General features: G+C 59.6%; 15 protein-coding genes and 1 pseudogene. 3 read left to right on the top strand and 13 right to left on the bottom strand.

Features of this window, described 5'->3' with window-relative positions:
- Positions 1 to 109: 109 nt before the first annotated feature.
- Complete coding sequence (locus tag ACZ9BX_RS18660; protein WP_476219499.1) at positions 110 to 964, top strand: MurR/RpiR family transcriptional regulator; 855 nt, start codon at positions 110 to 112, stop codon at positions 962 to 964.
- Here the strand turns inward: ACZ9BX_RS18660 and ACZ9BX_RS18655 are convergent.
- The 9 genes from ACZ9BX_RS18655 to ACZ9BX_RS18615 form a co-directional block, all read right to left on the bottom strand.
- Entirely contained in the window at positions 961 to 2,544 is a 1,584-nt protein-coding gene (locus tag ACZ9BX_RS18655) for an FGGY-family carbohydrate kinase (RefSeq protein ID WP_476220069.1), read from the bottom strand. The two genes, ACZ9BX_RS18660 and ACZ9BX_RS18655, sit on opposite strands and share 4 nt — an antisense overlap.
- Entirely contained in the window at positions 2,544 to 3,233 is a 690-nt protein-coding gene (locus ACZ9BX_RS18650) for an HAD family hydrolase (RefSeq protein ID WP_476219497.1), read from the bottom strand. Before ACZ9BX_RS18650 ends, ACZ9BX_RS18655 begins: the two co-directional genes overlap by 1 nt.
- A 96-nt stretch (positions 3,234 to 3,329) precedes the next feature.
- Positions 3,330 to 4,811 (bottom strand): mannitol dehydrogenase family protein, encoded by a 1,482-nt coding sequence (locus ACZ9BX_RS18645; protein ID WP_476219496.1) that lies wholly within the window; start codon positions 4,809 to 4,811, stop codon positions 3,330 to 3,332.
- A gap of 103 nt (positions 4,812 to 4,914) precedes the next feature.
- On the bottom strand, positions 4,915 to 5,913 hold the full coding sequence (locus ACZ9BX_RS18640) for an ABC transporter ATP-binding protein (protein ID WP_086995419.1): 999 nt from the start codon (positions 5,911 to 5,913) through the stop codon (positions 4,915 to 4,917).
- A gap of 18 nt (positions 5,914 to 5,931) precedes the next feature.
- Complete coding sequence (locus ACZ9BX_RS18635; RefSeq protein WP_476219493.1) at positions 5,932 to 6,762, bottom strand: carbohydrate ABC transporter permease; 831 nt, start codon at positions 6,760 to 6,762, stop codon at positions 5,932 to 5,934.
- Between the two features lies 1 nt (position 6,763).
- Positions 6,764 to 7,636: a carbohydrate ABC transporter permease gene (locus tag ACZ9BX_RS18630; RefSeq protein ID WP_476219492.1), complete on the bottom strand. Its 873-nt coding sequence runs from the start codon at positions 7,634 to 7,636 to the stop codon at positions 6,764 to 6,766.
- Between the two features lie 133 nt (positions 7,637 to 7,769).
- Positions 7,770 to 9,080, bottom strand: coding sequence for an ABC transporter substrate-binding protein (locus ACZ9BX_RS18625; protein WP_476219491.1), 1,311 nt, complete (start codon positions 9,078 to 9,080; stop codon positions 7,770 to 7,772).
- Positions 9,081 to 9,224: 144 nt separating this feature from the next.
- The gene (locus tag ACZ9BX_RS18620) at positions 9,225 to 10,178 is read right to left on the bottom strand and encodes a sugar-binding transcriptional regulator (protein WP_476219489.1); all 954 of its coding nucleotides are present in this window, start codon (positions 10,176 to 10,178) and stop codon (positions 9,225 to 9,227) included.
- Positions 10,179 to 10,295: 117 nt separating this feature from the next.
- Entirely contained in the window at positions 10,296 to 10,874 is a 579-nt protein-coding gene (locus ACZ9BX_RS18615; RefSeq protein WP_476220067.1) for an exopolysaccharide biosynthesis protein, read from the bottom strand.
- 311 nt (positions 10,875 to 11,185) lie between these two features.
- Between ACZ9BX_RS18615 and ACZ9BX_RS18610 the strand changes: the two are divergent.
- Positions 11,186 to 12,098 (top strand): annotated as a pseudogene (locus ACZ9BX_RS18610) (ROK family protein).
- A 58-nt stretch (positions 12,099 to 12,156) separates the two neighbouring features.
- Here the strand turns inward: ACZ9BX_RS18610 and ACZ9BX_RS18605 are convergent.
- From ACZ9BX_RS18605 to ACZ9BX_RS18590, 4 genes are all read right to left on the bottom strand, one after another.
- Positions 12,157 to 15,303 (bottom strand): efflux RND transporter permease subunit, encoded by a 3,147-nt coding sequence (locus ACZ9BX_RS18605; protein WP_476219488.1) that lies wholly within the window; start codon positions 15,301 to 15,303, stop codon positions 12,157 to 12,159.
- Between the two features lie 27 nt (positions 15,304 to 15,330).
- Positions 15,331 to 16,467 (bottom strand): efflux RND transporter periplasmic adaptor subunit, encoded by a 1,137-nt coding sequence (locus tag ACZ9BX_RS18600; protein WP_476219486.1) that lies wholly within the window; start codon positions 16,465 to 16,467, stop codon positions 15,331 to 15,333.
- Positions 16,468 to 16,524: 57 nt separating this feature from the next.
- Positions 16,525 to 17,133, bottom strand: a complete 609-nt coding sequence (locus ACZ9BX_RS18595; RefSeq protein ID WP_476219485.1) for a TetR/AcrR family transcriptional regulator — start codon at positions 17,131 to 17,133, stop codon at positions 16,525 to 16,527.
- A gap of 139 nt (positions 17,134 to 17,272) precedes the next feature.
- A complete protein-coding gene (locus ACZ9BX_RS18590; RefSeq protein ID WP_476219484.1) occupies positions 17,273 to 17,704 on the bottom strand; it encodes an OsmC family protein in 432 nt (143 codons plus the stop codon).
- A 292-nt stretch (positions 17,705 to 17,996) separates the two neighbouring features.
- On the opposite strand from ACZ9BX_RS18590, the gene ACZ9BX_RS18585 reads away from it, so the two are divergent.
- Complete coding sequence (locus ACZ9BX_RS18585; protein ID WP_476219483.1) at positions 17,997 to 18,782, top strand: FadR/GntR family transcriptional regulator; 786 nt, start codon at positions 17,997 to 17,999, stop codon at positions 18,780 to 18,782.
- Positions 18,783 to 18,798 lie beyond the last annotated feature (16 nt).

The following is an 18,798-nucleotide window of genomic DNA, read 5'->3' as shown; positions in this document are numbered from 1 at the left end:
GTATTCGATATAAACTTGAGCCTGGGACGCAGCTTCCGGAAATAGTTGCAACGGCAAGTCTCGCCAATAGCGCATCCGCGAAATGCCTCTGGGAAGTCAGGAGGCTAATGTGGAAGACTTTGTCCAGAAGCTCAGACACTATGTGAAGTCAGGCACTCCGGCCGAACGCAGGATCGCGAAATATTTTACCGAGCACCTGAACGACCTTCCTTTTGAGACCGCGGCTTCCGTGGCCGACCGCCTCGATCTAAGCCCGATGACGGTTGGCCGTTTTCTGCGCGCGCTCGGCTATCAAGGACTCGACAGCGTCAAAATTCATTTCCGCGAAACCGCCGTCACCTCTCCAGTCCAGCTTCAAAATTCGCTCAGCGAGTTGCAGACCGATGCCTCGGAAGGAAAGCCGCTTGCATTGCTCGTCACCGAGCAGATTCAGGCGCTGCACTACATCTATCATCTGACGGCACAGACGCACTGGGCCGAAGCCGTAGCGATGATCGGCACGGCGCGCGAAGTTTTCATTGCAACGCATGTACGGCTCGCGGGCTTCGCGACGCATTTCGCCCACCGGCTGACACGGTCCCGCGATAGCGTCCACGCACTGGACGGTTCGGCAAACCGCTTCGCCGAACTCTTCGCCCGCCCGAGCGGCGAGGGTGCCCTCCTGATCATCATCGATTGTCGACGCTTCGGCAAAGCGCGTCTGTTGGCGCGAACGGCGCGGCGTTATGGCTACAAGGTCGTGCTGATCACGACGGAAAACAGCGACTGGCTGCCCGATCAATCCAACATCATGCTGGCGCTTCCGCCTACCCGCTCGCTCGACGAGGACAATCTTCCCCCGCTGATCGCTCTTCTCGACTGTCTGTCGGAATCCGTCATTGCCGCCGCGGGCGAAGAGGCGTTCGAACGTCGGCGGCGAATGTCGGAATTCGGCACCATTCTCGGAGAAAGCGGCAATCGCTAGCTTATCGCTTCCAGCTCGGCGCGATGGCGATACATCGCGAGAAACCGCCGGTATTCGCGATCATACAGAGCCCGCTTTGTCACGTCCGGCGCACGCTCGTCACCCCCGGGATACATTGCCGCCCCAGCCGCCATGAGATCCTTATGTAAGCCGCAGGCAACAGAAGCCCCGATCGCAGTTCCCAGCAACACAGCCTCATTCATCTTCGGCACGACGACCCTGCAGCCCGTAGCATCCGAATAAAGTTCCATCAGCACGGGGTTCTTCACATGCCCGCCAGCAACATGCAGCGTGTCCGGCGCGTAGCCATATTCCTTCATCTTTTCGAGAATATGCCGGATGCCGAGCGCAATGCCGACGGCCGTACGCCAGTAGAGTGCGCAAAGCCCGTCGAATGACGTATCGAGCGTCAACCCGCTGATGGTGCCGACCGCGTGCGGATCGGCAAGCGGCGACCGGTTGCCATGGAAATCCGGTAGCACGAAGATGCGCGAACCGAGTGTATCGCCTTCTTCGGAACGCAACTGCGCAATGCGGGACACAATCTTCTGATGCAATGCGGCGGTCGGCTCGCCGCCGGCGGCATGCATGCGCACAATATGATCGAGCAACCCGCCCGTCGCCGATTGGCCGGCTTCAACGAGCCACGAATCCTGAAAGACGACCTCATAGTAAGGTCCCCACATACCGTGACTTGGCTTGCGATCGCGGGAGAACGAAATGATGCAGCTCGAGGTTCCTGCGATAAGCGCCAGATGACGCTCAAGCTGCGCTGGGTCGGCCGCATAGCCGGCAAGCGCGCCAAGCGCGCCCGCATAGGCGTCGATCAGACCCGCCGAAACATGGCAATCCGTCGTCAGCCCGAGAGCCGATGCAGCCTCCTGGGTCAAGGTGCCGACGCTCGCACCGACCGGTACTGTCTCATCAGGCAGACGGCCGCGTTCCTGCAGGTCTTCCAAACCGATCTGTGCCAGGAAATCCTTTTGCCAGCCCTTTTCCTTGTGCGCCAGATAGTTCCACTTCGCCGTCAGCGTGCTGCGCGAACGGGCAAATGAGCCCGTCGCTTTCCATGTCATGAAGTCGGCAAGGTCGAAGAAATAGCCGGCGTTCATCCATGTGCCGGGCAGTTTTTTCTTCAACCACATCAGCTTTGGCATCTCCATCTCTGGCGACATGAAATGCCCGGAATGGTCGAGAACCGCATGTTCGGTCGCCGTGCAGAAATCCGCCTCGTTCAGCGCCCTGTGGTCGAGCCAAACCATGGTGTCGAAGCGTCTCTCGCCGCCGGTCGAGACGCTGATCTGCCCGCCATCGACATCGCGGACGACGAGCGAGCATGTGCCGTCGAAGCCGATCGCGCCGACGGACACAGGAGCTGCGCCCGATTGTCCCATCGCCTTGCGAACGGCGATGCAGACCGCGGACCAGATGTTTTCGGAATCATGTTCGGCATGGTTTTCACGTGGCCTGTTCATGATGATCGGATGTTCGCCTTTGCCGAGCAGGCGTCCGCAGGCGTCGAACACGCCAGCACGCGCGCTGCCGGTGCCGACATCCACCGCAACCACATGATCATGCATCAAGGGTGAGTCCCGTCCAGCTTTTGTTTCTGGATAAGGTGTATCAAATCCGGCATCGCGTCAAACACGAGTTGCGGCGTAAGTCGGTCGAGTTCGGCACGATAGCCTGCAAAATTGGCATGTGAGCCGCCGGTAAAGGCAAAGACTGTCATGCCTGCAGCCTTGGCCGCCTCGATGCCCGCAGGGCTGTCTTCGATTACGACGCAGTTCTTCGGATCGACACGCATTTCGCGCGCCGCATGCAGGAAGAGATCGGGCGCCGGCTTGCCATTCTTCACCATCGAGGCGCTGAAGATGTTCGGCAGCTTGTCGATAAGGCCGGTGACCGTGAGCGACAGCCTGATACGCTCGACTTGGCTCGACGAGGCGACGCAGCAGGGGATGGCGAGCGCGTCGATCGTCGCACCTATGCCTTCGATCGGCCTCAGTTCCTTCCTGAACCGCGCATAGAGATTGGTGCGGATGCGCTCGAGAAACTCCTCGCCGGCATGCACCTCGTATTCGCTCTTCATCGTTTCGATGACGGTAGCGAGGCTCTTGCCGAGGAAGCGTCCATAGACCTCTTCCTCGGTGATGGGGATGCCGAGGTCGTTCATCGCCCTGACGAGCACGCTTACGGAAATCGGCTCGCTATCGACGAGAACTCCGTCGCAATCGAAAATCACCAGGCGTATTTCAGCATCAGTCATGAACGACCAACCAGAGTTCGGATCGGATGCATTGTCGTTGCGCCCCACGCATAAGGCCGGATCGATGGCGGCAGGATTTGCCGCTATCCTGATTTCCTACATTGCAAGCTTGCCGTCGAGATAGAGCTGCAAGGTCGTGCGGGTGCCCTTTTCCCACAGGGTTTTCAAGGCATGCGCGAAACGCTTGCGGAATACCTCCGATTGCGACACTTCGCCGAAAATGTCTTCGAAAGCAAGGAATGCCATCGGATCGTCCTTTGCCTTCAGCGCGGCCGCATGAAGGCGGTCGGCACTGGCATCGTTGAAGGCGATCTTTTTGCCGCTATCGGTCGTGCCCGCGAAATAGCGGCACCATAGAGCCGAAACCAACGAAAGGCCGACGACGTCTTTGCCCTGGCGCAGATTGTCGAGCGTCGACGGCAGGATGAATTTTGGCTGACGGTTCGATCCGTCCTGCGCCAGACGCGGGATCGTGTCGGCGATCTTCGGGTTGAGAAGACGGCGCTCGATAAGCGCGAAATAATCCTTGAGCGAGGTGTTCGGCACGGGCGGCACGATCGGGATGATCTCGTCGTTTTCGAGCGTGGCGAGAAAGGCGCGGATCAGCGGCTCTTCCATCGCATCATGCACGAAATGAATGTCCATGAGCGCCGCCGGATAGGCGATCGCCGCATGGCCGCCGTTCAGGATGCGGATCTTCATATGCTCGTAAGGCGTGACATCTGGAACGAAGGTGACGCCGACCTTTTCAAGCGCCGGCCGTCCGGCGGTGAATTTGTCTTCCAGCACCCACTGCTTGAACTCTTCGCAATAGACCGGCCAGTTGTCCTCGATTCCGAACGTGTCCTTCAACAGATCAATCTCGCGCTGCCCGGTTGCCGGCGTAATGCGATCGACCATGGCATTCGGGAAGGCGACATTGGCCTTGATCCACACGGCAAACGCCGGATCGGAGAGCTCCGCCGTACCCAAGACGGCGTTTCTGGTGACGGCACCGTTATGCGGAATGTTGTCGCAGGACATAACGGTGAAGGGCACGATGCCCTTCTCCTCGCGCGCCTTGAGACCGGCAACGATCAGGCCAAAAACGGTTTTTGGCTCGGACGGGTTCTGTCCGTCCGCAGCAATCGCCGGATGCGCCGGATTGAACTTTCCCGCCGCGTCGATGAAATATCCGCCCTCGGTGATCGTCAGCGAGACGATGCGGATTGCAGGATCGGAGAGCTTGGCGATGATGGCTCCGGAATCGCCGACCGGCAGGATACCGACCATCGGACCGGTCACACGCGCCGCCGTCTTGTTGTTATCCTGCTCCACGACCGTTGTCAGAAAGTCCTGCGCAGCAAGCTTCTCGCGCATCGCGGCGTCGGAAGGCAGCATGCCTGCGCCGATGATGGCCCAGTCGTGATCCTGGCCCTCGTTGAAAAGGTCGTCGAGATAGATAGCCTGGTGGGCGCGGTGGAAATTGCCAACGCCGAAGTGCACGATGCCGGGCTTGAGCGACACTCTGTCATAAGCGGGGACGGTGGCCGTTTTAGCCGCATCGGAAAGCGTTGCCAGCGATAGTTTGCACGTCATGTTTCAGTCCTCTTGAGGCCTTGCGGAGCGTATCCAGCCGCCCTACTTTCGGCAAACCGGACGCCTTGCCCGGTCTGCATTCCCACCCCGCCCGGCCGTCGCCTCAGATGGCGAGGCCGCCCTCGTTGAATTTGTGGATGCGCGCCTTGTCCGGCGTCAGATGGACGATGTCCCCGGCCTTCGCCGCGAAATCGCCGCCACCGCGTGCAGTGACCGAGCCGATGCCTTCGACATCGATATGCAGGAACGTGTCGGAGCCGAGATGCTCGGCGACGATAACCCTGCCCTTCCAGTCACCGCTGTCCATCGAAAGCAGCACATGCTCAGGACGCAGGCCGATCGCGTGGGCATTCAGCGCCGCTGCATTCTGACCGGTGATGAAATTCATCTTCGGCGAGCCGATGAAGCCGGCAACGAAAAGATTGCGCGGGCTCTTGTAGAGCTCGAGCGGCGAGCCAACCTGCTCGATGTTGCCGCGGTTCAACACGACGATCTTGTCGGCCATGGTCATGGCTTCCACCTGGTCGTGGGTGACGTAAACCATCGTTGTCTTCAGTTGCTGGTGCAGTTCACTGATTTCCAGGCGCATGTTGACGCGAAGTGCGGCATCGAGGTTCGACAGCGGCTCGTCAAAGAGAAAGGCTGACGGCTGGCGCACGATGGCGCGGCCGATCGCAACGCGCTGCCGCTGGCCGCCGGAAAGTTGCCGTGGTCTCCGCTCCAGATAGTCAGTGAGGTTCAGAACGCGTGCGGCGTCGGTTACTTTCCTGTCGATCTCGGCCTTGTCCATGCCCGCCATCTTCAGCGGGAAGGCAATATTGTTGCGCACGCTCATATGCGGATAAAGCGCATAGGATTGGAACACCATCGCAAGTCCGCGCTCGGATGGCGCCTTTTCGGTCGCGTCCTTGCCGTCGATGACGATCTTGCCGCCGGAAACGTCCTCCAGCCCGGCGATCAGCCTGAGCAGCGTGGACTTGCCGCAACCCGAAGGGCCGACGAAGACGACGAATTCGCCGTCCTTGATTTCGAGATCGATCGAAGGGATGACCTTGGCTTCGCCGAAGACCTTCGAAACGCTCTGAAGGGTAATGCTGCCCATGTTTCTCTCCCTGATGTCTTATTTCACCGCGCCGAAGGTCAGGCCGCGGACGAGTTGCTTTTGTGAGAACCAGCCGAGGATCAGGATCGGCGCGATTGCCATCGTCGAAGCTGCGGAAAGCTTGGCGTAGAACAGACCTTCGGGGCTGGAGTAGGAGGCGATGAATGCTGTCAGCGGCGCGGCTTTCGAGGCGCTGAGATTCAGAGTCCAGAAGGCTTCGTTCCAGGCCAGGATGATGTTGAGGAGTAGCGTCGAGGCAATGCCCGGCACCGCCATCGGCGTCAGCACGTAGATGATTTCCTTCGCAAGCGACGCGCCGTCCATGCGCGCCGCCTCGAGGATCTCGCCGGGGATTTCCTTGAAGTAGGTGTAGAGCATCCAGACGATGATCGGCAGGTTGATCAGCATCAGCACGATCACCAGCCCCAACCGGCTGTCGAGCAGCCCGGAATTGCGGAACATCAGGTAGATCGGGATCAGCGCGCCGACCGGCGGCATCATCTTTGTCGACAGCATCCACATCAGCACGTCCTTGGTCCGCTTGGTCGGCGCAAACGCCATGGCCCAGGCGGCCGGGATCGCGATGATGAGACCAATCAGCGTCGAGCCGAAGGAGATGATCACCGAATTCATGAAGTGGCCGAGATAGTTCGACCGGCTCTGCACCTCTGCATAGCTTTCCGTCGTCCAGTGGAAGAACAGGAACTGCGGCGGCGAAGCGATGGCGTCGGCTTCCGACTTGAAGCTCGTGAGAAACGTCCAAAGGATCGGGAAGAAAATCAGGATCGCGAGCGTCCAGGCGATCGCCGTCATGATGACCTTGCGTTGAGTGGTGACTTTTCTAGCCATCTCAAGCCTCCAGATTCTTGCCGACAAGGCGGACAAGGAAGATCGCGACGATGTTTGCGAGGATGACGGCAATGATACCGCCCGCCGAGGCACCGCCGATATCGAATTGCAGAAGCGCCTGCGCATAGACGAGGTAGGTCAGGTTCGTGCTTTGCGTACCCGGGCCGCCGTTGGTGGTGACCAGGATTTCGGCAAAAACCGAGAGCAGGAAGATCGTTTGGATCAGGATCACGACCGTGATGGCGCGCGCCATATGCGGCAGAATGATATAGATGAATCTCGATATCGCGCCAGCGCCGTCCATTTCCGCAGCCTCCTTCTGCTCCTCGTCCAGAGACTGCAGAGAAGTGAGCAGGATCAGCGTCGCAAACGGCAGCCACTGCCAGGCGACGATCAGAATGATCGAGAAGAGCGGCGCGTTTGCCAGCCAGTCATAGGGCTGCAGGCCGAGCGCCTTGGCAAGATGCGCGAAGAGCCCGTTGACCGGGTTCATGAACATGTTCTTCCAGACGAGCGCTGCGACCGTCGGCATCACGAAGAAAGGCGCAATCACCAGGATGCGCACAATGCCCTGGCCATAAATGTCCTGGTCGAGCAGCAAGGCGAAGGCGATACCGCCGACCACCGTGATGATCAGCACGCCGAGCACCAGCAGCAGCGTATTGGTGAGCGCCGCGAAAAAGGCCGGATCGGACAGGAAGTAGCTGTAGTTCAGAAAGCCAACGAAGCTCTCCGTTCCCGGGCTGAGAAGATTGTAGTTCAGCAGCGAGAAGTAGATCGTCATCACAAGCGGGACGATCATCCATGCGAAGAGAAGCACGACGGACGGTGCGATCATCATTCGCGCTGCGGAGCGGGTGTGTAACGTTGCCATGGCGATGACCGATCCTGTTTCGAGGGGCACGCGGCTGCAGGGCAGCTAGCAAAAAAGGGGCCGCCGACGCAATTCGGGCATTCGGCGGCCCAGAGGGGCGGGAGGTCAACAATCCCACCGTCTCAGGAGGTTGTTATTTGATGTAACCAGCCTTGGTCATTTCGCGGGTCGTCAGTTGCTGCGCGCTCTGCAGGGCCTGTTCGACCGAGAGCTGGCCGGCGAGAGCCGCGGAGAACTGCTGGCCGACGGCCGTACCGATGCCCTGGAACTCCGGGATCGCCACAAACTGAACGCCGACATAGGGGACCGGCTTGACGGTCGGCTTGGTCGGGTCAGCGGCGTTGATCGAGTCCAGCGTCATCTTCGCAAAGGGTGCGGTCTTCTGGTATTCCGCGTTCTCATACAGAGAGGTACGCGTCCCGGGAGGGGCGTTCAACCAGCCGTCCTTCTCGGCGACGAGCTTGGTGTAGTCCTTGCCCGTTGCCCAGGCGACGAACTTCTCGGCCGCTTCGACCTTCTGCGAACTCGCCGGGATAGCGAGGCTCCAGGCCCACAGCCAGTTGCCGCGCTTGCCGAGCCCCTTGTCCGGGGCCAGTGCGAAGCCGACCTTGTCGGCAACCTTTGATTCCTTCGGGTTGCTGACGAAGGAAGCCGCGACGGTAGCGTCGATCCACATGCCGCACTTGCCGGTCTGGAAGAGCGCCAGGTTTTCGTTGAAGCCGTTCGACGAAGCGCCGGGAGGGCCGGCTTCCTTCATCAAGTCGACGTAGAAGCTCAGCGTGTCCTTCCACTCCGGCTGGTCGAACTGAGGTTTCCAGCTCTCATCAAACCAGCGGGCGCCGAACGAGTTCGACATCGCCGTCAGGAAGGCCATGTTTTCGCCCCAGCCGGCCTTGCCACGCAGGCAGATGCCGTAGATTCCCTTGTCCTTGTCGGTGATCTTCTTCGCAGCGTCAGCGATGAAATCCCAGGTCGGCGCGTCGGGCATCTTCAGGCCGGCGGCATCGAACAGATCCTTGCGGTACATGACCATCGAGCTTTCGCCGTAGAACGGCGCAGCATAGAGCTTCCCGTCTACGGTCAGGCCGCTGCGGATTGCCGGCAGCAGGTCGTCGGCGTCGTAGTCGGCGCCGAGGTTGTCGAGCGGCAAGAGCCAGTTCTGCTTTGCCCAGATCGGAACTTCATAAGTGCCGATCGTCAGAACGTCGTATTGGCCTCCCTTGGTCGCGATGTCGGTCGTGACCTTCTGGCGCAAAACGTTCTCCTCGAGGGTAACCCATTCAAGGTCGATGTCGGGATTCTTTGCCTTGAAGTCATCCGTCAGCTTCTGCATCCGGATCATGTCGCCGTTGTTCACGGTCGCGATCGTCAGCGTTTCGGCCGAAGCCATGCCGGCAAACGCCAATGCTGAGCAGGCGCCCAGCAGAATAGTTCTCAATGTCATATCTTCCTCCCAGAAGATGGGTATGAGCATTCGCTTTGCTCATGGGCAATTACTCACCACTGGGTGCGGAATGTCAATTGAAATCGTTGCTGCAATAGCGAAATGACTGGCTATCCTGTTGATTTAAAACATTATAATTTTTGCTCAAATACTGAGCAAAAACTCAGCTGTCTCTTCATCGGTGATCAGACTATTGATCTGACGGCCAACGATTGCGGCTCTTATCGCCTTGAATTTGCGCTTGCCTTTGGCGATTCCTATGACTGTCGAGGTTTCGCGTGAAGGAATCGAAGCCGACGCGACGCGTTCGTTGATCGGATTATCGAGAAGCCTGCCCTCCCCGTCGAAAATCCAGCCACAGATTTCGCCGATCGCGCCCTCGCGCATCAGCTCCATCATCTCGTCCTTCTCCAGGAAGCCGTCGACGCAAAGCGGGCCGTCGATGCCCAGTTCGCCGATACCCACGAAGGTCACATCGGCTTGGGCACTTATCGCAAGCGTGTAGCGCACGAGTTGCTGGCCATGGAGCAATTCGCGCTCCTCCGCCGAGGTGACGAGCACCGGCAGCGGCATCGGGAAGTGCCTCGCCTTCACCGCATCCGCCATGCTGAAGATGACATTGTAATAGGCGGCCGAACCGTCCGGGGTGATATTGCCCGTCAGCGAAACGATGCGATGGTTCGGACACTCAATCAGCGGAAGCTGGTCGACGGCAGCTTTCAGCGTACGGCCGGTTCCAACGGCGAGCACGATCGGATCCGGCCGCTTGAGCCAGCGCTCAATCTCGGCTGACGCCGCTTCGGCGATGCCGACTGTCCTCGATGAAGACCCCGGATCGCTCGGCACGATCTCGACATGCTTGAGGTCGAATTTCTTCCGCAGCTGGTTGGCAAGCTCAAGGCAGGCAGCAATCGGATGATCGAGCCGCACTTTGATGAGTTTTTCGGCGACGGCCAGCGACACCAGCCGCTGCGCCGATTGCCGCGAGATACCCATCGCAGAGGCGATCTCGTCCTGCGTACGGCCAGCCACGTAATAAAGCCAACCTGCACGCGCTGCGTCGTCCAGCCGTCCCGATGTCTCGGTTCTTTTCGCCATTGAGGTCTACCGCGTGTATGAATGTTCTCTGAGTCTGCGCAGCGCCAGATCAGAACAAAATTGAGCAAAAGTCGAGTGCATTGAGAAAATGCAACGGTCGTGTGGGCGAAAATTCGCTCAGGCGAACCAATTTGTGACGAAGAAGATCGCAGCCTTGATAAGGCCGTAGATCACGCCGCCGACTACTGTCAGCGAAATCCCGGCCATGATCATTCCGAACAGCGAAAAGAGACCGTCCCTGCCCAATATGCCGAAAGAAAACAGGCAGATGGCGAAGGCCGGTAGGATATTGCCGAGCGGGATGGGCAGCGTGAGGATGATCGCAAGCACCAGGCAGAGAAAGCCCGCAAGATATTCGGCAGGCGGCTCTACGAGGAAGGAAAGCCTCGGCTGCAGCATGCGTTCGGCAAAGGCGAGCCAACGGTGGATGCGCGAGACGATCACTTCGAAATCCTCGCGCCTTATCGAGCGGCCGGCGATTACCTTCGGCAACCATGGCTTCAGCCCGAATGTCAGCTGCGAGGCCAGAAAGAGCAGCGGCGCGCCGAGGATTGCGGAGGTTCCCGGCGGCGTCGGCACCAGATTAGGAATGGCAAAGACCAGCATCAGCGCGCCGGTCGCGCGGTCTCCCATCACCTCGAAAAGATCGCCGATTGAAATGCGCTCACGGCTTCTGTCACCCGCAAGCTGCCTCAGGATAGCAGAAAGCCGCCGCCCCTTAGGGCGTGGACCCCTGACAAAATGCCTGCGTGATCTCTCCATTCCCTCGATTGTCATTGCATCCCGGCTCGTCGGCTTGCGACTGATACCATCCCAGTGTGAATCTTCTCTGTCGAATGCGCCGCCATCATGGCCGTGCCAGTTCTGGATCACGGCCATTACATGACTATTTTTCGCCGGCACCCTTCGCTTGACCCTCTGAAGCAAGGTGAACCTGCCGGCACAGGACTTGCAAATCCGCCCGAAGGGTGCGAGCAGACGCGGAAACTTTCGAGACGGCGGATAACATGATCATCTCATTCGATATCGGCGGTTCGGCAATCAAGGGCGGCATCGCGCATTCTGAAACGGACATCGTCCCGCTTGGCCGCCGCCCGACGCCGAAAGATGATTTCGCCGCTTTCGCCGAGACGATCCGCAGCATCATCGCCGAAACCGGTGAAACGCCCTCGCGCCTTTCCTTCTCGATTGCCGGTGTTGTCGATCCCGACACACAGCGGCTGACCTGCGCCAACATTCCCTGCATTCACAACCGCAGCCTTGCGGCTGATCTGGAGGCCGAACTTGGTCTTCCGGTGCTGATTGCCAACGACGCCGATTGCTTTGCCATGGCAGAAGCCGAGCTCGGCGCTGGACGAGGCCACCGCATTGTTTTCGGCGCGATCCTCGGCACCGGCGTCGGTGGCGGGCTTGTTTCCGATGGCCGGCTCGTCAATGCATCGGGCGGCCTTTGCTGGCGAATGGGGTCATGGCCCGATCCTCGCCTCCGAAGCCGGTAATCCTCCTGTGAAAATCCCAGCCTTTCGGTGTGGCTGCGGCCAGAACGGCTGTGTCGATACCGTCGGCGGCGCCCGCGGCCTGGAGCGGCTTCACAAGACGTTGCACAACCTTGACTTCACGAGCGAGGAGATCATCGCGCAATGGCAACGGGGTGAGGAAAACGCAACGCGCACGATCGACGTCTATACCGATCTCGTCGCCTCACCCCTGGCGCTCACGATCAATATCACCGGCGCGACCATCGTGCCAGTTGGTGGCGGACTTTCCAATGTCGAGCCGCTGCTTGCCGAACTCGACAAGGCCGTGAGAAGCCGCACGCTACGCAAGTTCGACCGGCCCCTGATCGTGCGCAGCGAATGCCGTTTAGAGCCGGGCCTCATCGGCGCAGCTCTCCTGGGCTTGAAAGCGGAAGCGGCGTAAGAGCGTTTTTGGGGTTGATCAAAAAGATGAAAATGGCGCGGCTTTCACCGCGCCATTTTCACTCTGCCGCCAATGCCGGCGGACGATGGTCTTCCGCCTCTTCCTGGTTGGCATTGGCAAATTCGGCCTCGGCGTCCGTCGCCTTCGGCTCGCGGCCGAAGAAGAGGGCATAGCCGGCGGGCAGCACGAGAATGGTCAGCACGGTCGCGACCAGAATGCCGCCCATCATCGCGTAGGCGAGCGGACCCCAGAAGACGCCGCGGGAGATCGGGATGAGGGCCAGGACCGCCGTCAGCGCCGTCAGCATGATCGGCCGGAAACGGCGCACGGCCGCACCCACGATCGCCTCCTGCCGGTGCATGCCCGCCTTGATGTCCTGGTCGATCTGATCGACGAGGATGATCGAGTTGCGGATGATGATGCCGAGCAGCGCGATAACGCCTAGGATCGCGACGAAGCCGAAGGGTGCACCACTAATGAGTAGCGCCGCGGCAGCACCGATGATGCCGAGCGGGCCGGTGGCCAGCACCAGCATCGCCTTGCCGAAGTGCTGCAGCTGCGCCATCAAGAGCAGAACAATGACGACGAGCATGATCGGCGCCTTGGCTGCGATCGAGGCCTGGCTTTCGGCAGCATCTTCCGCACCGCCTTGGATTTCGATCTTGTAGCCGGCAGGCAGGCTGTCGCGCAGGCCCTGAATATCGGCATACATCTTCATCGCCACGTCGTTCGGCTGAATGCCGTCCGGCAGCGTTCCGCGAACCGTGATCGTCGGCAGACGGTCACGCCGCCATTCAACGCCTTGTTCCATAGCCGGGACGACCTTGGCGACCTGCGCGACCGGAACGGAGCCGCCGAAGTCTGTCGGGACATAGACCGAATTGACAGCCGATAGCAGCGAACGGCTGGAATCCGGCTCGCGGGCGACGATCGAGACCGTCTCTTCGCCGTCGCGGAAGTCGTCAAGCGGCACGCCGGACATCGCCGCCTCCAGCGTCTGACGGACACGCTGCGAGGTAACACCAAGAGCGCGGGCGCGATCCTGATCGATCACCAGCTTCATGGCCGGCACCGGCTCCAGCCAGTCGTCGTGGACGGCGCCGAGCTGCGGATTCTCTGCAAACTTCGCCTTCACCTGATCGGCGATATGGCGAACCTCCTGGCGATCCGGCCCCATGACGCGCATCTGCACGGGCCAGCCCGTCGGTGGACCAAGGAAGAGACGGTCGACCTTGCTGCGAATGGACGGAAAATCTTCCGCAAGGATGCCGCGCAGCTTGACGATCAGCCGCTCGCGGGCAGGCTCGTCATTGGCGATGATCAGGAGCTGCGCGAAGTTCGGATTGCGAAGCTGCTGGTCGAGCGGCAGGAAGAAGCGCGGCGCGCCTTCGCCGATATAGGTGGCGACGAACTTCTTGTCCTTGTCATCCATCATCTTGGCTTCGAGCGCCTTTGCCTGCGTCTCGACTTCCTTGATGCTGGTGCCTTCCGGCAACCAGAGATCGACGAGGATCTCAGGGCGCGAGGACTGCGGGAAGAAGTTCTGCGGAATGAACTGGAAGGCCCAGAGGCTCGTGGCGAAGGTGAAGAGCGTGGCGGCCAGCACGATGATGCGATGGCGCACGGCCCAGGCGACGGTGGTCCGAAGGCGGCGATAAAAGCGCGTATCGAAGACATCATGATGCTCGCCAGCGTGCTTGCGTTGCTTGAGGATCATGTAACCGAGCCACGGCGTGAAATAGACCGCCACGAACCAAGAGACGACGAGCGCGATGCCGACCACGTAGAAGAGCGAGCGCACATATTCGCCGGCCGTCGACTCCGCAAAGCCGACGGGAATGAAGCCCGCCGTAGTGATCAGCGTGCCGGTCAGCATCGGGAAGGCGGTCGAGGAATAGGCGAAGCTCGCGGCTTCGATCTTCACCAGGCCCTCTTCCAGTTTTCGTTCCATCATCTCGACGACGATCATCGCATCGTCGACCAAGAGCCCAAGCGCAATGATGAGTGCGCCGAGCGAGATGCGCTGCAGGTCGATGCCTATTTCGTACATGATGGCGAAAGTAGCAGCCAGCACGAGCGGAATCGCGATCGCGATGACAAGGCCAGACCGCCAGCCGATCGACAGGAACGAGACGATCAGCACGATGATCAATGCTTCGCCAAGTGCATGCATGAATTCACTGATGGCGTCCGTCACCACATCCGGCTGGTTGGAAATCTGGTCGACGGAAACGCCATAGGGCAGAGATTCATCGAAGCGCTGGTAGGTCGCCTCGATGGCCTTGCCGACATCCGTGACCTTGAAGCCCTTGGCCATAACCACGCCAACCTGCACGCTTTCGTGCCCGTTGAAGCGGTACTTGCGCTGATAGGGGTCTTCGAGACCGGAGGTGACGGTGGCGATATCGCCGAGACGCGTCACCTGATTGCCGGAGCGCAGGCGCAGTTCGCGGATATCCTCGACCTTCTTTACATCGCCTTCGACGGAAATGCGCACCGAATGCAGGCCGGTATCGACGGATCCTGCGGGATCGACATTGTTCTGGCCCTTGATGGCATTCTGCAAGTCGAGGATTGTTAGCCCCCGTTCGGCAAGCGCCTTGGACGAAACGTCGATATAAATCTTTTCTGGCTGGTCGCCGATGATGACGGCCTTCTCGACGCCCGGCGTCGAAAGCAGCATGTCGCGCGCCTGAATCGCGAATTTCTTCAGTTCCGGATAGGAGTAGCCGTCGCCGCTGATTGAATGAAGCGTGATGAAAGTATCGCCGAATTCGTCATTGAAATAGGGCCCAAGCAGGCCTTCCGGCAGTTCGTTCGAAATATCGCCGACCTTCTTGCGCACCTGATAGAAGGCGTCCGCCACTTCCGCGGCGTTGGTATCACCCTGGACCTGAAGTGTGATGATCGCGCTGCCGGCACGGGTGTAGGAGCGAACGAAATCGAGATGTGGGGTTTCCTGCAGCTTGCGCTCGATCTTGTTGACGACCTGATCCTCCATTTCCTGGATGGATGCGCCCGGCCATAGGGCCTGCACAACCATGACACGGAAGGTGAAGTCCGGATCTTCCTTCTGGCCCATGCGCATCAGTCCGAGCGCACCGGTGACTATGATCAAGCCGAAGAGGAAGCGCGCGATACTCGGATGGCCGATAGCCCAACGCGACAGGTTGAAGGGGCGTTTTTCAGTGGTTGTGTTGTCCATGACAGTCTTCCCTCTCTTGGACAGCAATTACTGGACGGTGTCGGCAGGCTCGGCGGAAGCCGACTGCTGGCCCGGCACCAAGACCTTCAGGTTCTCGGTCATGAACTGCGTACCGGCGGCAACGACGAGATCGCCGGCCTTGAGGCCCTCGGTGACGTTGACACCGTCGCCGATGAAATCGCCGACGTGAATTTCGCGGGCGTGCACGGTCGCCGCATCGCGGTCAACCACCCAGACCATCTTCTTGCCATCCTTCTCGGCAAGCGCGCTCAAGGGCACTGCGACATAAGGATCGGAATTCGTGACATCCGCCTCGATCGTCGCCGTCATGCCGAGGAGAACACGCTGATCATTCGGCAGGCTGACGCGGACGGAGAAGGTCCGGGACTGCTGATCGGCGCTGCCCGAAACCTCACGAACCTTCCCGTCGAGCACCAGCTTGTCATCTGACCAGAAGGTTGCCTTCACCGTTTTGCCGGGCTTGAATTCGGCAATATCGTTTTCCGGCACCGCGACCTGGACTTCCTTCTCGCCGTCGACGGCAACGGTGACGACGGGCGTCCCGGAGGCGACGACCTGGCCCGTATCCGCACTGACTGCGGTCACGATGCCGTTCTGATCGGCCTTCAGGTCTGTGTAGCTTACCTGGTTCTTGGCCTGATCGAGCGAGGACATCGCCGCATCGCGCGTCGAAACGGCCTGGTCGTAGGAAAGCGAAGCCTGCTCCAGCTGCGATTTTGGTGTAACATTCTTGTCGAAGAGTTGCCCGGCACGCTTGTTGGCGAGATCTGCCGTCTGCACGCCCTTCTCGGCCGCAGCCAAGTTGGCTTCAGCCGTCTTCACAGCGAGCTGATAATCCGTGGAGTCGATGCGCGCGAGCACATCCCCGGGCTTCACCCGATCACCGATATTGACGAGCCGTTCCGTGATCTTGCCAGCGACACGGAAGCCGAGATTCATCTCGGTACGTGCTTTTACGGCGCCGGAATAGTCGAGGGCGCGCGTCTCGCCGGCCTTCGCAATCTCCACGACCTTGACGGGCCGGACGATTTCCTTCGTCTCAGCCTTCTTCTCATCGCTGCAGCCCGAAACGGCGAATGCAACGGCGCCAAGGAGCGCGAAACTGGCGACGGACGGCAACTTGACGGTCTTCAGCGAAATCATCTTTCGCACTCCTGAAATCGTTTCTATGTTGGGAGGCGCGGCGGCTTTACCGTCGGGCTATTTCTTAAGCGCTCTGATCGAATACTCGATGAGTTCGTCAACCGTCGCGCGGTTGGTCTTGGCGAGACATTGCGCCACCATCTGCGGATGACAGAGCGTCACGGTGGCCGCACCGAAGCAGCGTGAAGCAACATCGGCATCTTGCTCGGCGAATTCACCGGCTGCGATCCCTTCGCGGATCACGGCGGCAATCAGTTCATGAATGCTGTCGACATGCCTTTCGATGACATGCCAGTCGCGTTCGATCGCGACGACAACCATCTCGTGCACCTTCTGCTCATCAAGCATGGTGTCGAGCGTCATCTGATACTGGCCATACACAAATCGTCGCAGGCGCTCCGATGCACTGATCGGCAAATGGCAGATGTCGTAAGCCTGCTTGTAGCTGGCAGCCAGCATGCGGCCGCAGATCGCCTGGTGGATTTCCACTTTGGAGGCGAAGAAGCGGTAGATATTGGCCGGCGACATGCCGAGGTCGCGTGCCACATCGGCAACCGTCGTCTTGCTGTAGCCATAGTGCCGGAACAGCCGCTCTGCCGCGTCGAGAATGCGCGTTACATTTTCCTGACGGGTGCTGTCCAGCATGTTTTCTGCGGTGTCATTCATGCGTTTTCAGAGCCTTACTTACGACTGACGATTTTCGTATTTCGTCAGTCGTAAAATATCAGGCGCCACTTGTCAATGTTCTGCCGAAAAAAATGCCGCGGCTTCGGGTCGCGGCATTCGCAATCAATAATTGCGGAAATCAGCCCAGCTTGACGTCGAGTGTGATCGGGACGGCGGAAAGCGCCTTGGAAACAGGGCACCCTGCCTTCGCCTTATTGGCGAGCTCAGTGAACGTCGCCTGGTCGGCGCCGGGAATCTTGCCGGTCAACGACAGATGGATTGCGGTAATCGCGAAGCCGCCTTCGACGCTCTCGAGCGTTACCTTTGCAGTGGTCTCCATATCTTCGGCCGTAAGCCCCGCATCGCCGAGGATCAACGATAGCGCCATGGTGAAGCAGCCGGCATGGGCAGCGCCGATCAGTTCTTCCGGATTGGTGCCTGGAATACCTTCGAAGCGGCTTGCAAAACCATAGGGATATTCCTTCAACGCGCCGCTCTGCGTCGATATCCGTCCCTTGCCGTCTTTGAGACCGCCGGACCACTGGGCCGAACCTATGCGATTGATCTGCATGCCGTCCTCCTGTTTCGATTGAGCTCCTTCCGGAAAGGACTTGCGCCGCTTCCCGCCGCAGAGAGGCCAAAGCCTCTCGAACGGCAATATAATGCTCTATCCTCAGAAGGCGACGGCTGTAAGAAAATCGGTCCGAAAATGACCTTTGGTCACCTGACGGCACGATAAATCATCATACCAAGAAATTGCCTTCGTATGATGATTGTAGCAATGGTAGATTGTGCACGTCACAAGGCAAACTGGAGTTTCAATAGGATTCGGTTTGCACCGCAGGTGAGAGGCGGAGAGGACAGTGGATTCCATCGAGCAGCAGGGTGAGGGTGAAAACCCGCGCATCGAGCGCCGCCCCCGCGTCCGCCGGAATGTCACGACCTCGATCGCGCAGGATATCTGTTCAGACCGTTATCCGGCAGGCCTACCGCTGCCGCGCGAAAACGATCTTTGTGCAATCTACGGCGTGAGCCGCACGGTCATTCGCGAATCCCTGAAAATCCTGGAATCCAAAGGTCTCGTGCGTGGCAAGCCGCGCATCGGCACCACCGTCTGCGATAAGCACGACTGGAATATCCTCGACGCCGACGTGCTCGAATGGATGGGACCATATATCGAGAATTTCGACTTGCTCGGCTGCATCCTTGAAGCGCGGCGTACCATCGAGCCTGCGGCAGCCGAATATGCGGCCGTGCGCGCAACGGCGCAGGAGATTGCCGATCTCGACAGCGCTTGGCGGCAGATGCGCGATTCCGCCAACGATCCGGGAAGCTTCACCGATGCCGACGTCATGTTCCATTCGGCGCTGCTGACCGCGAGCCACAACCAGGTGTTTCGGCGACTTTCGAGCGCCATTCACGCCGCGGCGAAATATGTCCTTCACGCCTCGAACGTCACGGTCGAAAGCCGCGAGGACGCAGTAGCCGTTCACGGCGAACTGGTCGAGGCACTCCGAATGCGCGACCGCAAAAGGGCACGCGAGTGCGCCAACCGGACGCTGGATCTTGCGATGCGCGATCTTGCCGCCATCGAAAAGACGATCGGCAGAACCCCAATCATGATTGGAAATGCCGGCCGAGCCGCTTAGAGCAACACGAGAAGAA

Source organism: Rhizobium sp. USDA 3886, assembly GCF_056279785.1.
This window is presented reverse-complemented; position numbering and strand designations above follow the sequence as displayed.

Bases quoted from the DNA above. Each gene is read 5' to 3' on its own strand.
- ACZ9BX_RS18655 (WP_476220069.1), bottom strand. From the start codon at position 2,544: ATGCATGATCATGTGGTTGCGGTGGATGTCGGCACCGGCAGCGCGCGT.
- ACZ9BX_RS18650 (WP_476219497.1), bottom strand. From the start codon at position 3,233: ATGACTGATGCTGAAATACGCCTGGTGATTTTCGATTGCGACGGAGTT.
- ACZ9BX_RS18645 (WP_476219496.1), bottom strand. From the start codon at position 4,811: ATGACGTGCAAACTATCGCTGGCAACGCTTTCCGATGCGGCTAAAACG.
- ACZ9BX_RS18640 (WP_086995419.1), bottom strand. From the start codon at position 5,913: ATGGGCAGCATTACCCTTCAGAGCGTTTCGAAGGTCTTCGGCGAAGCC.
- ACZ9BX_RS18635 (WP_476219493.1), bottom strand. From the start codon at position 6,762: ATGGCTAGAAAAGTCACCACTCAACGCAAGGTCATCATGACGGCGATC.
- ACZ9BX_RS18630 (WP_476219492.1), bottom strand. From the start codon at position 7,636: ATGGCAACGTTACACACCCGCTCCGCAGCGCGAATGATGATCGCACCG.
- ACZ9BX_RS18625 (WP_476219491.1), bottom strand. From the start codon at position 9,080: ATGACATTGAGAACTATTCTGCTGGGCGCCTGCTCAGCATTGGCGTTT.
- ACZ9BX_RS18620 (WP_476219489.1), bottom strand. From the start codon at position 10,178: ATGGCGAAAAGAACCGAGACATCGGGACGGCTGGACGACGCAGCGCGT.
- ACZ9BX_RS18605 (WP_476219488.1), bottom strand. From the start codon at position 15,303: ATGGACAACACAACCACTGAAAAACGCCCCTTCAACCTGTCGCGTTGG.
- ACZ9BX_RS18600 (WP_476219486.1), bottom strand. From the start codon at position 16,467: ATGATTTCGCTGAAGACCGTCAAGTTGCCGTCCGTCGCCAGTTTCGCG.
- ACZ9BX_RS18595 (WP_476219485.1), bottom strand. From the start codon at position 17,133: ATGAATGACACCGCAGAAAACATGCTGGACAGCACCCGTCAGGAAAAT.
- ACZ9BX_RS18590 (WP_476219484.1), bottom strand. From the start codon at position 17,704: ATGCAGATCAATCGCATAGGTTCGGCCCAGTGGTCCGGCGGTCTCAAA.